At 47.6% G+C, this 15,732-nt stretch carries 12 protein-coding genes; 3 read left to right on the top strand and 9 right to left on the bottom strand.

Translation table 11 applies throughout. The features are described from left to right. Window positions 1-75: 75 nt before the first annotated feature. Complete coding sequence (locus ABIE27_RS25915; protein WP_123065455.1) at window positions 76-405, bottom strand: AzlD domain-containing protein; 330 nt, start codon at window positions 403-405, stop codon at window positions 76-78. Continuing rightward, window positions 396-1,070, bottom strand: a complete 675-nt coding sequence (locus tag ABIE27_RS25920) for an AzlC family ABC transporter permease (RefSeq protein ID WP_123065635.1) — start codon at window positions 1,068-1,070, stop codon at window positions 396-398. The genes ABIE27_RS25915 and ABIE27_RS25920 overlap by 10 nt, the downstream gene beginning before the upstream one ends. A gap of 238 nt (window positions 1,071-1,308) precedes the next feature. On the opposite strand from ABIE27_RS25920, the gene ABIE27_RS25925 reads away from it, so the two are divergent. Continuing rightward, window positions 1,309-3,309: a methyl-accepting chemotaxis protein gene (locus ABIE27_RS25925; RefSeq protein ID WP_429351876.1), complete on the top strand. Its 2,001-nt coding sequence runs from the start codon at window positions 1,309-1,311 to the stop codon at window positions 3,307-3,309. A 513-nt stretch (window positions 3,310-3,822) separates the two neighbouring features. Here ABIE27_RS25925 and ABIE27_RS25930 read toward each other — a convergent pair. Together ABIE27_RS25930 and ABIE27_RS25935 are read right to left on the bottom strand one after the other, a co-directional pair. Further along, on the bottom strand, window positions 3,823-5,091 hold the full coding sequence (locus ABIE27_RS25930) for a DUF2087 domain-containing protein (RefSeq protein ID WP_123065453.1): 1,269 nt from the start codon (window positions 5,089-5,091) through the stop codon (window positions 3,823-3,825). Window positions 5,092-5,365: 274 nt separating this feature from the next. Then, window positions 5,366-7,309 carry a methyl-accepting chemotaxis protein gene (locus ABIE27_RS25935; RefSeq protein WP_429351877.1) on the bottom strand — a complete coding sequence of 648 codons (1,944 nt, stop codon included), beginning with the start codon at window positions 7,307-7,309 and terminating at the stop codon, window positions 5,366-5,368. 331 nt (window positions 7,310-7,640) lie between these two features. Here ABIE27_RS25935 and ABIE27_RS25940 point away from each other — a divergent pair, with 331 nt between their 5' ends. Together ABIE27_RS25940 and ABIE27_RS25945 are read left to right on the top strand one after the other, a co-directional pair. Further along, on the top strand, window positions 7,641-9,041 hold the full coding sequence (locus ABIE27_RS25940) for a serine hydrolase (protein ID WP_123065451.1): 1,401 nt from the start codon (window positions 7,641-7,643) through the stop codon (window positions 9,039-9,041). 6 nt (window positions 9,042-9,047) lie between these two features. Continuing rightward, complete coding sequence (locus tag ABIE27_RS25945) at window positions 9,048-9,200, top strand: hypothetical protein (RefSeq protein ID WP_429351878.1); 153 nt, start codon at window positions 9,048-9,050, stop codon at window positions 9,198-9,200. A gap of 765 nt (window positions 9,201-9,965) precedes the next feature. Here the strand turns inward: ABIE27_RS25945 and nagZ are convergent. From nagZ to ABIE27_RS25970, 5 genes are all read right to left on the bottom strand, one after another. Further along, window positions 9,966-11,711, bottom strand: a complete 1,746-nt coding sequence (gene nagZ, locus ABIE27_RS25950) for a beta-N-acetylhexosaminidase (RefSeq protein WP_429351879.1) — start codon at window positions 11,709-11,711, stop codon at window positions 9,966-9,968. 97 nt (window positions 11,712-11,808) lie between these two features. Next, complete coding sequence (locus tag ABIE27_RS25955) at window positions 11,809-12,981, bottom strand: exo-beta-N-acetylmuramidase NamZ family protein (protein WP_123065450.1); 1,173 nt, start codon at window positions 12,979-12,981, stop codon at window positions 11,809-11,811. Further along, window positions 12,978-13,691, bottom strand: coding sequence for a hypothetical protein (locus ABIE27_RS25960; protein WP_429351880.1), 714 nt, complete (start codon window positions 13,689-13,691; stop codon window positions 12,978-12,980). The genes ABIE27_RS25955 and ABIE27_RS25960 overlap by 4 nt, the downstream gene beginning before the upstream one ends. Before the next feature lie 31 nt (window positions 13,692-13,722). After that, a complete protein-coding gene (locus tag ABIE27_RS25965) occupies window positions 13,723-14,832 on the bottom strand; it encodes an ABC transporter ATP-binding protein (protein WP_123065448.1) in 1,110 nt (369 codons plus the stop codon). Between the two features lie 52 nt (window positions 14,833-14,884). Continuing rightward, window positions 14,885-15,718 (bottom strand): carbohydrate ABC transporter permease, encoded by an 834-nt coding sequence (locus tag ABIE27_RS25970; RefSeq protein ID WP_145334230.1) that lies wholly within the window; start codon window positions 15,716-15,718, stop codon window positions 14,885-14,887. Between the last annotated feature and the right edge of the window lie 14 nt (window positions 15,719-15,732).

A 15,732-nucleotide genomic window follows, 5' to 3' on the forward strand; every position in this document is an offset into this window, starting at 1 on the left:
ATTTCATGCCGCTTTCTCCATCTTATCCCTTTTAGGTTCATTAGAAAATAGCGTTTTCATCACGATCCCATCTTCCTATCCCATGAAGTAACGTAATATCATCATCGATACAATACCAACCAGCACAGTACCGAGCAGACTGCGTGTCCAGATGGCTACAGCCACTGTGGGCAGTGCTGCCCACAAAGCGGCATTTTCTGTAATGGGGACAAGGCGATTGCCTGACATAAACAATTCCTGACCAATGAGTGAGGCCATGACGGCAACAGGCACATATTCGAGCCAGCGCATCAGCCACACCGGAATCTGTATTTTACTGAAGAGCATAAGCGGCAACACCCGGGGGATAAATGTAAGCAATGCCGAGCCCATAATAATCCAGAATACATCCCATCTTACTTCCATCGTTCCATAAACACTCCCATCGTTGCTGCAACCACTGCTGCTATGATAATGCTCAGACTACCTAGTGAAGCCATGCTTGCTAAGATGACACACACGACCGCAATGATGGCTACATTAATATGTATTTTTTTGCTTTTGCGATGTACCAGCTGAAGTACGATCAGACCGATAAACATTGCTGGCAACGCATAATCCAGTCCGAACCGATCCGGGTTCGTGATCCAGCGTCCAAAGTATGCTCCCGCCATGTTCGCGATAAACCAGTTCAAATATGCGGTAATGTTCAAACCATGCATCCAGCGCTCACTGAGTGTTTTTCTGCCGATTGCACGTGTCATCGCCACACCGAATGACTCATCCGTAAGCAATGAGCCGATCCACATATTTTTAAGCGGGGTCAGATGTCTGAAATACGGAGATACGGCTGCGCTAAGCAACAGATGACGCAGATTCACAAAAAATATAGTGAAGATGATCGCTAACGCCGATCCATTGGAAGCCAGCATCCCTGCCGCAATGAACTGGGCTGAACCTGCATATAAAATCAGACTCAACAATGCCGTTTCGGCAAAACTGAGACCTGCAGTCATTTCAATAACTCCTGCTGCAAAGCCGATACTTAGATATCCGAGCAGTGTCGGTATACAATCCCGAACCCCCTGCATAAAAGTTGCCTGATCCTGAATTTCCACACTGTTTTCATGTGCAGATAATCTTGGTGCACTTTCATTCAACTCTCGTACAACTCCTCTCTAATTTTAATCACTGTCAGCCGATATATATCGATACATACCATTCTGAATCAGTGATTTGGAATAATGAATGCAGAATTGGTTTGCATTAACTTAGAAATATACCATATTTTATGTCAGTTCGGGAGAGTTGACAGGGGGAGAATGTACTATGAAGAAAGTGAAGCAGCCAAAGGGGAAACGAACGTTACAGATGAGAGAGAAACTGATACTTTCATTTGCTATCGTGCTGCTGATCCCAACTATCAGTCTAGGCATCATTTCATTCCAGACAGCGGCTACCAAGGTCGAAGAAAAAATGTTTGAGAATGCCAACAGTAGCGTGAGTGTACTGAATCAGACCATTGACCAGATTATTGGGGCTACACGCAAAAATGTCGATTTTCTGGCAAGTCAGCTGGATGCTGGTAATGTAGGTGCGGTTCAAGGGGACGAAACGGAAACGATTCGTACCTTACTTGATGCTTACAAGGATACCCACGATGACGTGGAACTTGCCTCCGTCGGAACGGATAAAGGTGTCTATATCAACTCCCCGGTCACCGCCGTGAATAAGCCGGGATATGATCCCCGTGAACGTCCTTGGTTTAAGGCTGCTTCGGAGAACAAAGACGTGCCTACTGTAATTACACCTTACATCTCAAGCAATACAGGTAATGTGGTTGCTTCGGTTGCTCAGACGACCGGTGACGGTCATGGTGTTGTTTCGGTCAGTCTGTCCCTTGAAGCTCTTTCCCAGACGGTAAATTCCACGAAAATCGGGAAAAGAGGATATATCTATATTATTGATAATGCGAATAAAATCATCGTGCATCCAACCGAAAAACCAGGTACCGAAGGCACGATGGAACCCTATAAACAAATTTTCGATCAAAAGAATGGTGATCTGCAGTATACGTTGAACGGAAAAAACGAGCATGCCTTCTTCGTTACCAATGAAACGACAGGCTGGACAGTCGTCGGTGTTATCGATAATGACGAAGTTACGGAAACCGTTCGTCCAATCCTGTATACTACCCTGATTGTTATTGCGATTGCTGTAGTTATCAGCTCCATCATTATTTTCTGGATTGTACAAGCCATTACGAGACCGCTCAACCGACTTGTCAAAGCCTCCAACGAAATCAGCGATGGGAACCTGACGATCGAGGTTGCTGTGCACGGTCAGGATGAGTTCGGCAAACTCAGCAATAGCTTTAACAAAATGAGTCAATCTCTACGAACAGTCATTCAGGATGTGCGTAATACAGCTGACGAACTTACAACATCTTCTGCACAGCTTGCCATCAATTCGTCCGAGACAACCAAAGCTACGGAGCAAGTGGCCCTAATTACAGAACAGTCTGCGGCTGGCATTGAAAAACAGGCAAACAGCCTGAAACATACCGCACAGCAGATGAATGAACTTGCCGGAGGGGTTGGACAAGTAACGAACAGTACACAGCAAGTGTCCGAAGCCGCTATGCAAGCGAGCGAACTCGCGCAACAAGGGAACTCGACGATCAAAACGGCGGTATCGGAGATGGGCTCCATCCAGCACTTTGTGCAAGGCATCGCAGAAACTGCAACACGGCTCGATCAGCATTCCAGCTCCATCGGTGAGATGGTCTCTGTCATTACGGATATCGCAGCCCAAACCAACCTGCTTGCGCTGAATGCTTCCATTGAAGCAGCTCGTGCAGGCGAGCATGGACGCGGATTCTCCGTTGTAGCAAGCGAAGTCCGCAAACTGGCGGAGCAGTCCAGCGAATCCGGTCAGAAGATCGTGGAGATGGTCGCATCCATTCAGCAAGAAATCTCCAGAGCCAATGAGAATGTTCGTCTGGGACAAAAAGATGTAGACAGCGGCATCCGAGCTGTACAATTTGCCGATGATGCATTTGTGCAGATTAGCGAGGCTGTTGGGGTGGTCAATCAGCAACTTGAAAATATTGCAGCAGCATCCGAGCAGATGTCTGCCAGCACAGCAGAAGTGGTGCAGTCTATTGACCACATTCATACCATATCGGAAACCAATGCCGATGGCACAGAGAATATCTCCGCTGCGACGGAAGAGCAAGTGGCCTCGATGCAGGAAATCTCCTCCTCTGCCGATTCCCTTGCGCATCTGGCTAATAAGTTGCAGAAGCTGGTAGAGCAATTCAAACTGTAAGGATCAACACAAATCTTTCGCCTTCTGGCGAGCACACTAGAGCACATCACCACGAAAAAGTCCCTTTGCCGACTCAACAGCAAAGGGACTTTTTTATTGGGATAGTCATACATACTCAATACTTACTTACTTACTACTACGGCTAAATCACAATATTCAGCCCATAAGTGACTGCCCTGCATAGCCCTGATCTAGACGGATAATTTTCTAACGATCCCCAGGATCGCTATTTGGGTAATATCATACCGTTTTATTTTCTAACGATCTCAGGGAAGCTAATTTAGTAAAACAAAGTGAAATTGGGCATAAATCGTGTGTTTTTAGTGAAATAAGGTTTCTGGTGATCGTTACAATTCCAGAGAACCGGGTATCGCCAAATTAAGCTCATCTGAGATCGTTAGAATTGCCGTTCCGTTATACTATGCTTCAAGCTGAGAACGAAATTAGCTATTTTCCAATATTAAAATGTTACATTCGTAGTGTTCAATACTGAAATTGAACTCTACTCACCTACTAATTTGACGATTTGGGCTCCCCGTGGTATCCACGATCTCCGTAAGGCTCCAGCTTCTCAAACCAGCTTTCCAAACATTTGGCAAGCGCATCCTTCGGATCGGCGTAGGGATTGTCATCCTTTTTCATTACTTCTAATACCTCAATCGTAAATGCACTCTCACCGTATTCATTCCACTCTGCCTGTAAACGTCGATTCAGATGGCTCCCCATCTGCAGCATAAATTGCTGTCCGTTAATGGTCTTCAGATTAGGCGTGCTGTCGATATACACTTTGCCGTTTCGCTCATTCCGAATTTGATAAATCCCTGCTTCTACTTTGACTTCTTTGGCTTGCTCCTGTAACTCTTTGCGTCGATTCATACTCTTCTCTCCTTTACCTGTTCTTTCTTCTGGAACTTGCTGTTCCACCGCTAAGGATGCAGACGAATTATCTGATAATTTTACTGATGTTCCTTTCGTTTGCTTACCATCCCCTCTATCGTTCCTTTGTTCCTCTGCTGCACTACCCAGCCAGTACTGGCTGCCATCCTCCTTTCGCTCTAACAGACCATAATCCACCAGATATCTCCGAATCTCAACATAGTCGGCATGTACCTTCTTCAAGAGTGCGTTCACTTGTTTTTCGGTGTACTGACGCCGGGGTTCAAAACGTTTGGCAATCTCTGTGAGCACGATATACTTATGTTTTTGCTTCATATGGAACGTAGTCATCGGACCACTTGTACCTTCCGGGAAATAAGTATGTAACACCTGTTTCTTTTCCTCTTCCGATATGTCAAAGGAATGCTGATGAATCGTATGCCCTTGTTTCATAATCGGCGATACCCATGTTGCCGGAGCATGCAGGTCTTTATTTTTCAACAGTTCCATTAACGCCAGAAATATCTTGGCCTGCCTCTCCTTTTCCTTCAAAACGAATCGATGGTTTCGAATGGTAGACGCACTGCCGATGCCTAGAGCCTGCTGCACTTCTGCATCCTTTTTCCCTTCATAGAACTGGGCCAGCAGACCTCGCTGTACATCGGACAATCCTGTCACACTTTTATCCAGCTCCAGCAAATATTCAAATACAGACCCATGGACCTTCTCAATATGAACACGCATGTAACGAACCGCATCATAGAGCACACCTTCGTCGGGGTAAACAATTCCCGGTTCCGTTGTAAAACCACAACAGACACAGAAATAGGCCGTTCCTTCCTCCACGTATCCGCGTTTGATCTCTTCGAGAGAAGCTGTCTGCAATCTTGAATCCGAGGCTTTCATTCGTCGCCGTCCTTTCTATCATTCATCCAATGTATTTTGAATTACGAGTTACTTTGAGTTCTAAGTTAATCTTTATTGATTTATAATTAAAAACCACCTAGAAAAATTTAGTATTGTTAGTTTATTTATAGATATAATATTATTATGTTTGTTTATTGTCAAACAAAATCAAAAAACTGGCACCTTGATCAAAATTCAATCTCTAGCAGTAAAGAAAAAAGACCGCCGGTTCATCACCCCGACAGTCTTCATACCTGCTTTCATACTCACTCACTTACAATTTGAATCGTTCAATCATGCTCTGCAGATCCTCTGCCATGCGAGACAAGGCGGCTGAAGATGCAGCAACCTCTTCCATTGTAGCAAGTTGCTCCTGAGCGGCCGCCGAACCATCCTCGGTTCCCGCGGCAATCCGGTTAGAGAGAACCATCGTTTCGTTTACAGCTTTGTTCACATGTCCCATTCCTTGATCAATCTGACGGGAAGCTGCAGCTGCCTCTTCAGCCTGAGCCGCAACGGTTCGAACCGCATCACGAATCGTTTGGAAGGCTTCTCCAGCTTCTGTGATCATCTGTGAGCTTTTCTCCATACCTTCACCTGTGCGTGCAAAGGTAGATTGAACAGCATGAGTCTTCTCATGCATCTCGCGCATAAGCTCATTAATCCGCTCTGCCGAAGCACCTGAGCTGTTCGCAAGCATTTTCACTTCGTTAGCAACCACAGCAAATCCCTGGCCATGCTCGCCTGCCCTCGAAGCCTCAATGGAAGCATTCAGTGCCAGAATGTTCGTCTGCTTGGCAATGGCTGTAATCTCTGCTACAATCTCCAGAATTTCATCATTTTTCGCTCGCAGATCTTCGATAACAGCCTCCATAGCCTTGCTCTCATCATTCACCTGCTGTATATGGGATACGGCCTCCTGCATCGTGACCATTCCCGCTTCCGATTTGGAGGAGGCTTCGATCGCAATACGCTCCGCATCTCCGACTCTTGCAGAAATCTCCTTCACGCCAAGTGACATCTCACCGATAAGCTGCTCTGTCGCTGCAAGACTTTCATTCTGCATCGTTGTTCCTGCCGCTGCATCTTGCATCAACTCCGCTACTTGCTCCGTTGCTTTGGAGGTCTGCTCAGAGCTTGCCATCAGCTCTTCCGATGATGCTGCCAGTTGACTGGATGTATCATGTACCTCGCCAAGTACATTACGCAGTGAAGTGGTCATCGTATCAAAACTATCACCAAGCTGACCGAACTCATCCTTGCGCCGCAGGCCTACGCGAACCGTCAGGTCTCCTGCACTTACTTGAGATGCTGCTTGTGTTAGCTGCTGCAATGGACGGTGAATGCTGCGGATAATAAAGATCAACAGCACAATACCCACAATAATGGCTACGCCTACAAGTGTAATCGCACGAATCATAATCGGTTTCACGGACTCCGCCGCTTCGGAGGGAATCATCTCGCCGACAATTTTCCAGCCCGTGGCCGTATTTGTGTAAAATACCGCCTCCATCGGTTGACCATCATATATATACTTCACGGTTCCCTGATCTTTCGTGTACATCTCGTTAATGTAGCCTTGATCGGACTGCGTGCCGGATTCAATCTTGTAATGGAACAAAAATTTCCCGCCATTATCCAACATATACAGTTTCCCCGCTTCGCCGATATGGATCTGGTCTACGGTCTCTTTCAAATGATTCAAGCTTACATTAGCTCCAAAAACACCCTTTCCATCTGCCAGTTTGGCTGCTGCTGTAACCACCCATTCCCCTATTGCTGAAGACTGATAGGTATCCGAGATCACCGGCCCCGATTGTGATATCGCCATTTTGTACCATGGACGCTCACGAGGATCATAAATCTGGTCTCCGGCATCAGGAGATTTCATCCAGCTGCCATCCTCGGCTCCAGCCGTAAGCACACCAAGTTCTTTATGGTTTTTCGACATCCGATCCATCTGAGCTTGAAGCGCAGGACTCTTATTAATAATGTCTTCGGAGGTAATCCCCGATGCCATCTGTACAGCGTTGTCCTTCTCCATATTGAGCATCTGATCAATCTGCAGACTAAGCATTTCCGTTTTGGCCTGTGCAGAACGAGTAATCTCCATTCTAACCTGATCTGCTGCCTTAAGATAAGCAAGCCACCCTACGCTAAGACTAGGTACGATCAGGAATAAAAGGAATGCGGCAATCAGCCGTTTTTTTACCGTCAACGTAAACCGTGATTGAAACCTCACCTTCATTTCTCGCCCTGTTAGAAGCCTTTTTTGAAGCCCTTTTCTCATTATCTATCTATCTCCCATCTTTAAGTTCAACTCTTTTTATCGGAAAGTTCACCGCGAAACATTATGTATCCATATTAAATAATCCCATTTTTAATGGTCTGATCCTATTACTTTAGGTACACTCTCTTTTTGACCCCCTTGTTGGGATCGTTTACAATATTTATATAATGGTTTATTAAGAAACACTTGGAAGGAGAGGATCCAAATCTTAGGCAAGTTTCACAAGCAACAACCTGTATCTAGCAGTGGCTATCCATCCATGCTTCGTTTTCTATTCACGTTCATTCTATGCGCAGGCACGGTATTCGGGCTGTCTAACACCTCTACGGTTTCTGCAGCGCAGACTACACAAGCCGTGCATATTGAAGTTAACGGGGAGCCGCAATTCTGGAACAACGCTCCGCTTATTCTAAAAGGTACAACGTTCGTTCCCTTACGAGATGTAGTCCAATCTGTTAAAGGGAATTTGAAGTGGGATGCCCGTACCAATACAGCTACAATTACCGTTGGCAGGGACAAGCTGGTGCATCAAGCCGGAAGTAAGTCCATTAAAGTAAACCAGGTTTCTCTGGCCTCTCCAGCGAATTCACGCACCATTAACGGCACATTAATGGTTCCTGTCCGTACTCTGGCCAATGCTTTGAAGGCCGATATCGAAGTCCAGCGAACGCCTTCAGGCCAGATGAATGTTGGTATAATGACTGACCAGGTCAGCTTGCTCGATCCTGAAGTCGCTAGCGTGGATGCCTATCTGCGTGAGATCAACTATCCGGGGATGGCTCTGATTGCACGGGGGGGCGAAGCCTTGCTGAAACAGGGGTATGGTCTCGCGGATGAACAGACAATGAATCGTCCGGACCAGAAGACCCGTATCGCCTCCTTGAGCAAGTCATTCACTGCGGCTTCCATCTTGAGTTTGGCAGAAGCAGGCAAGCTAGATGTTCAAGATCCGATCTCCACCTATATTTCCGGCATCCCGAAGGGAAATCAGATTACTCTGCATATGTTACTGTCCCAAACGTCGGGTCTGCCGTCGGCCTTCGGTCGCGGGGAAGGCAATACACTTGAACAAACGGTAGAAGAGATTCGTCACAAAACCTTGAAGTTCGAACCCGGCAGTGCCTACCTGTACAGCAATAGCGGTTACGTGTTGCTTGCGTACGTTGTGGAACAGGTATCTGGCATGAGTTATGCAGACTATGTACAACAAACCATTTTGGAACCGCTCGGCATGAAAGATTCGGGAGAAGCATCACGCAAAGTGCATACGAACAGCGGCTTTGTCCAGCAAGGAAAAGGATGGACACCTGCACCTTACTATGTTTCACAATCCGGTTCAGGTACGCTCTACTCTACCGTGGATGATCTGTTGAAATGGGATCGGGCCTTATACACTGACCAGATTCTAAGTCAGGAAACGATTGAAACGATGTATGAGCCCTATTCCAACAAAAATTACGGCTATGCCTGGATTCTCAAGGAAAACGCAACAAAACGCATCGTCTTCCATAATGGAAGCGGCGGCGGGTTTTCCACAGCATTTTCACGTAATCTATCCGATGATATTACCATTATCTTGCTCGGTAATCATGCGGGCATGGATATGACCACACTGCTAAGTGATGTAGAGGCACGAACGGCCAAAGCTTTGCAATTGTGAGGTCGCTTGAAGCATCATAAAGAAGCCGCCCATTCAGCGGGGTTGAAAGTTTGTGGTTTGTGGTTTGGTTTGTGGTTTGGTTTGTGGTTTGGTTTGTGGTTTGGTTTGTGGTTTGGTTTGTGGTTTGGTTTGTGGTTTGGTTTGTGGTTGATGCTCTGATTGGTGTTGATGGTTCGGGGACCAGATTACGTTGAGCTCAGGGATTAGTTCGAGTTTGGGTTGGGGGTTAATTGAGGTTAAAGTTAGGTCGAGTTGGGTCGGGTTGAGGTTGGGTTGAGGTTGGGGATTGGGTAACCCCCTTCACCCACCCCCTGTTTATTCTAACGATCTCAGATGAGCTTATTTGAGCTATAATCAGCCTTCAGAAATTGTAACGATCACCAGTAACCTTATTTCTCTAAAAACACATGCTCAATTCCCATTTTCGTATCGATTTCTCTAAATAAGCTTTCCTGTGATCGTTAGAATATACAACCGGCTAATATCACCCAAATAACGTTTCTGGAGATCGTTAGATTTTAGAACCCACCAAAATGAACCAAATATCATCATCCGTGATCACTATAATCGGTTACGGTTTGGGTTATCCCATTAATAACGCTTTCTGCACGTACAATAATAAGAGTATGCAACACGCAAAGGGACGAAGTATGAAAAGCCTCGTCCCTTTTGTTATTCTCATACATCGTTGCTATACCGGCAGTGTGAGGAGACACCAGCTCATCCCTCATATACATAAAAGTCCGGTTTCATCTACCTTGCGTTACGTCAAGTCACGTCAGATCGCGTCAATCGCTTCATATATATTCATACCTCTTTATTTGCTTTATACCTCTTTATTTGCTTTATACCTCTTTATATTGCGTCATAGTAGACTCATATATCTTGATTCTCTACCTGTAAATCTACCAAATCTGCATCTATTTATTCAATCGTGACAGGAAGCTGGCCCTTGAAAAGGATCTGTCCCATCATCGCTTTCGCTGCACTGCTCATGGCGAGAGGCCTGCTCTCATATGCCGCGATATAAGTGTGCACATCCGGCAGCTTCTGTAGGTCATACGGACTGCGAAGTGCGATTACAGCCAGCGGTTTGCCAAGTTGCAGAAGCCAGCCGATCAATCGGCATTGCGGGTCGCCGGAAGGGCTGCCTGCATTGTAGGTGCCGACCACAATCTGCTCTATATCCACCGCTTCTGCGGCTTGAAGCAGACGAGCCGAGGACAGCGCAACTTCATCCGCCGCTACCCTCATATCCACCACTTCCAAGCCTTGAGCAGACAAAGCCGCTCCCAGTGTTACCCCTCCATCCAACTGTTCATCAGCAATACTTGTTACTTCTGCGGCAACCGTAATGACAAGTGTTCGCTCTTGTTTTAGCGGCAACATATGTTGTGCATCCCGAATTAATGTAATGCTCTTCTCACTGATTCGCTGAGCTACCTCCTGATGCAGTGGACTATTACGTTGAAACGGCTCGGCAAATGGCTGATTTGCATTCATGGAATTCATGGAATCGTGAACCACCGCCGGGGTTGCATGGACATCATCCACACCAAATTTGCCGCTCATACTGACAGATATCTCTACTGCCGTGTCGCTCTCCAGCCCCATCTCCACATTCATTAGCCCACGCTTCATTTTATATGTCAGCAAACGTCTAACAGACTCATCAATCCGCCGCTCACTGATACGTCCACTTTTCACCGCATTCATCAATGCTTCGAAAGCTTCCACTTGTAACTGTGCTGTATGACTGATCAGTACCATATCTGCTCCAGCTTCAACCGCCATCACCGCCGCATCGACCGTGCCGTAGTGAGTCGCGATCGCCTTCATCTCCATACAGTCGGTCAAGATCATACCCTCATATCCAAGCTCCTTTCGAAGCAATCCGCTTAATACCGAATGGGACAATGTGACAGGTAGGCGCTCTGGCTCCAGTGCCGGAAAATAAATATGAGCAGACATCATGGCATCCACGCCTTCCGCTATCGCTGCTCGAAACGGTGCAAGCTCCACCTGATTGACCCTTGCTCTGTCATGGGTGATTACAGGAAGGTCAAGATGGGAATCGGTATCCGTATCGCCATGACCTGGGAAATGTTTGGCTGTCGCAGCGATACCGGCATTCTGAAAGCCCGCAATGGATGCCGCACCGAAGTCGGCTACCTTTTCCGCGGATTCCCCAAAAGAACGCACACCGATAACCGGGTTGTTCGCATTGTTATTCACATCGAGTACAGGAGCAAAGTTCATATTAATGCCCATCGATCGCAGTTCCATTCCACTAATGTGAGCTGCCTCATAAGCATCTTGCACCGATCCGGCCGCAGCAATGGCCATCTGTCCAGGCATAAGTGCAATCCCCTCTGTAATTCGAGCCACCATGCCGCCTTCCTGGTCAATAGCAATCCAGAGAGGTACATTGCCCCTTGCTTGCGCAATGTTCTGCAAACCACCAGATAGCCGCTCTACCTGCTCAGGCGAAACCACATTCCTTGCAAAATAAACGATGCCGCCAATCGGATAATCCCCAAGCAGCTTCTCTATCTCACCTTCCGGCTCTGTTCCATGAAATCCGCATAACAACATCTGCCCGACCTTATCTCTTAAGCTCATCTGCCCGATTCTTTGCTTCACCCTGTCCTTCAAGCTACGCATTAGCATTACGTGTCCTCCTCCCATGAACCTTAAACCCTCGTGCCAAAGAGCAGCATCCCTGTCTGCCATGCTACTCTTCATTCCTACCTGCCCATTAAGCGCGTCATTCATCGTATAGCAAATAGGGTCTGCGGCGTTCCTGCCACATCTTCTCCTGCTCACGCCAAGCTGCCATTAAACGAAATAAACCACGACCGTCTCCAATGGTCTCGCGAACCTCTCCCCCTCCAGTAAGTAAATCAATAAAATATCGGGAGCCCTTACGTGGAGGTTCAAGCCACTCAAATTGTTCGGGGTATCGAATGGCTATCTCATGCAAAAGCAACAAACCTGTTTCAACAGAACGGAAGTGCCTTTCTTCTGTGACAAACAGCCTTACACCCCCACATCGTTCTCTGGCATGTTTGGAAAAGGCCGGTGTCATATACACCGGGTGGAAATGTACCCCGCCCAATTTATGAGACTGCATCGCATCTGCTAGCTGTTGCCCATCGATCCACGGGGCACCCAGCCATTCAAATGGCCTCGTCGTGCCTCGACCTTCCGATACATTAGTCCCTTCCAACAGACACGTTCCCGCATAAGCACGTACGGTATCTACCGTTGGCATATTAGGCGAAGGCATCATCCAGGGCAGCCCCGTCTCAGTAAAAGTCATGCTTCGCCGCCAGCCCTCCATCGCTATGACCTCTAACTCACAGGGCACATGATGCTCGGCGTTGACAAGCAAAGCCAGTTCCCCAATCGTCATACCGTTTCGAATGGATGTAGCCCAGGCTCCTACAAAGGATTCAAACCCGTCCTTAAGTAAACCGCCTTCCACCTCCACACCGCCAAGCGGATTGGGGCGATCCAGCACCAGTAGACGTTTTCCCGCTTCGCCACACGCCTCCATCATCTGAAATAAAGTTGAAGCATACGTATAATACCTCACACCCACATCCTGAATATCAAAAAGAACCGTATCCACATCAGCAAGCATGTAAGGCTGCGGCTTCTTATGTATACCGTACAAGCTGTATACCGGAATGCCATAACGGGGGTGTTCCGAGTCTGAAAAAGGAATACCCGCCTGCAGCTCTCCAGACAACCCATGCTCACATGCAAACAAAGCCGTCAGCTGGGCATCCACTAAGCTTGCACATACATCCACCGTGGAGACAAAGTCTGCTGTGATGCCCGTCGGATTCGTCACCAAACCAATTCGTGCACCACCAGTTAACCAGGGATGTGCAGTTCCCTCAGCCAGCACATCCGCTCCTGTTTTCACCCTCATGATACATGACCTTCGCTTACCCAACCGACTTGCTGATGATCGTTACCACGGGACGAAACTGGCTCCTCTTCAGGTTCAATCAGATTACTTGCGGCCTTATGCTGATAGATGGCAAACATACCTGCAAACAACGCTCCGAATCCCACAACCGTCAGCATAAGCAGTGCGCTAAGGCACACCACTTGGAAGCAGGCCGCAATCGTATACCCCGGATAACGTAAGAACAACTTCACACTCTCTCCCATCGCCTGAAGGATGCCCATTCCTTTTTGCAACATAAGCTGCCAAGTGTAGAACTGTGAAATGAACGCCAAGATGACAAAAAACGTCTGAAACATGCCTACTGCCATGCCCGTCATGTTGCCTTTCCCTCCGTAAAACCACCAGGTTGACCAGAGGATGAAACCGAGCAGTGCGAACAGCAGCCCTGTCACACCGCCCGGAAGCAACCCTCTCCACGTGCCTTCCCACATATCACGCAGCCCGTTCCGGCGCTCTTTCCGCTCCAGCCGATGATGCACTGCGTAACAGACACCAAACAAGAGCGGCATATACATGATGGCAAGCAGCAGCACGGCCACCGGTATCGGTGCAAACATGAGAATCGGAATGAGCAGCACGGAGCTGCCCGCACTGAACAGTGCCACCGGAATGATATCCCGGTAGATCTCCACCCCTGACTTGACCAGCACTTCACTCAGTTTACGCATAGGTGTTGTTCTCCCTTCTGTCATTCAACATCTATTCCAGTCCAATCGCCATCTCCGTCTCCGGGTCAAAGAAATGGGCTTTACGCATATCTAGCACAAAGGTCTTATCCATCCCCACATATGCATGGGTCTCAGGATGAACCTTGGCTGTCACCGTTCGGCTCCCCAGATGGAAGTAGATCAAATTTTCCGACCCTAGATGCTCCACCACTTGAACACGTGCTTGAAGCATGTGATCTTGCGGAATATTGGGTGCCACATCATCACCAAAAATATGCTCTGGACGCAGTCCGAGAATGACCCGTTTACCCTGATAATTGCTTAAGCGCTCTAACACATTGGCTGATAACGTGAAGGATGTACCCTCTATCTTCACTTGTGTACCTTCGATGTGGGCATCAATGAAGTTCATTGCTGGTGAGCCGATGAAACCGGCCACAAACATATTGCGCGGGCTGGCATAGAGCTCCTTCGGTGATGCAACCTGTTGAATGTCCCCATGATTCATCACTACAATGCGCTCCCCAAGCGTCATAGCCTCGACCTGATCATGTGTAACATAAACGATCGTCGCGCCCAGCCTTTTATGCAGCTCCCCAAGCTCTACACGCATCTGCACACGCAGCTTGGCATCCAGGTTAGAGAGCGGCTCATCGAACAGAAAGACCTGCGGATCACGCACAATTGCACGTCCCACGGCAACACGCTGGCGCTGCCCTCCGGACAATTCGCGCGGCTTACGCTCCAGCATAGCCTCAAGCCCCAGAATCGAAGCAGCATTCTGTACTTGCTCATCGATATAGGCTTTGGGTTTCTTCAGATTTTTCAGACCAAAGGACAGATTCTCCCGAATGGTCATATGCGGATATAAGGCATAATCCTGAAAGACCATGGCGATATCCCGATCCTTGGGATGCAGATCATTCACAATCCGATTCCCGATTACGATGTCCCCACTGGTCTGTTTCTCAAGCCCCGCGATCATTCGCAGTGAGGTTGTTTTACCACAGCCCGAAGGCCCAACAAACACGACAAATTCCTTATCTTCTATTACAAAGTCCGAACCGGCGACTGCCGTGAACGTTCCTTTATGGTCGTCTTTGAACTCTTTGCGCACTTGGCGAAACTCCACGCGTGCCATAGGTTAATCCCCCTTTACATTGTCACCTGCTGTACTTGCAAATGTTGCATGGTTATCCTTTCACAGCTCCAATCGTGATACCCTGCAAGAAATAACGTTGCAATGAGAAGAAGAGAATGATCATCGGCAATGCACCGATTGTGGCTCCAGCCATCATGGCACCGAAGTCGGTGGATTCAGCAAAAACAAAGGATGCGAGTCCAACCTGTACCGTGCGCATCTCATTCGAATTGGTGATCAGGAAAGGCCAGAAAAATTCATTCCACGAGGCAACAAAAGTGAAAATCGCCAGCACTGCTATACCTGGCTTTGCCATAGGTAGAATGACCTTCCAGAAGATGCCGAACTCACTGCACGCATCAATTCGAGCGGCATGAATGAGTGAAGTCGGCAGGGTGGACATAAATTGTTTCATAAGAAAGATGTTGCCAACACTGACTGCTGCGGGGAGGATAATCGCTGTGTACGTATCCCCCAGATCAAACACGTTGACCATCAAAATGTAGAGTGGAATCAGCGTCACCTGTGCAGGAATCATCATCGTTCCAAGCAACACCCAGAACACGGCCTGACTGCCCGGGAATTTTAATTTAGCAAATGCATATCCTGCCAGCGAAGCAAAGAACACATTGGTGACCGTCAATATAACGGAGATCAGTAACGAGTTATAGAGCCAGCGCCATGCATCCGTTTTGGCAAAAAAACGTTCATACGGCGACATGGACAGCTGCTCGGGTATCATCTGTGGCTTGAACGAAGCTGACATCGTTGTATCCTGCACCGATCCGACGAGCATCCAGTACATAGGAATAATCGTAATCAGTGCCCAGCCAGCCAACAGAACAGACGCTATAACAAGCAGCATCTTTTTTCGTGTTGAATTCATACGTTGTATTCACC

This window comes from Paenibacillus sp. 4624, from assembly GCF_050435065.1.
In the GTDB taxonomy this organism is placed as follows: domain Bacteria; phylum Bacillota; class Bacilli; order Paenibacillales; family Paenibacillaceae; genus Paenibacillus; species Paenibacillus amylolyticus_D.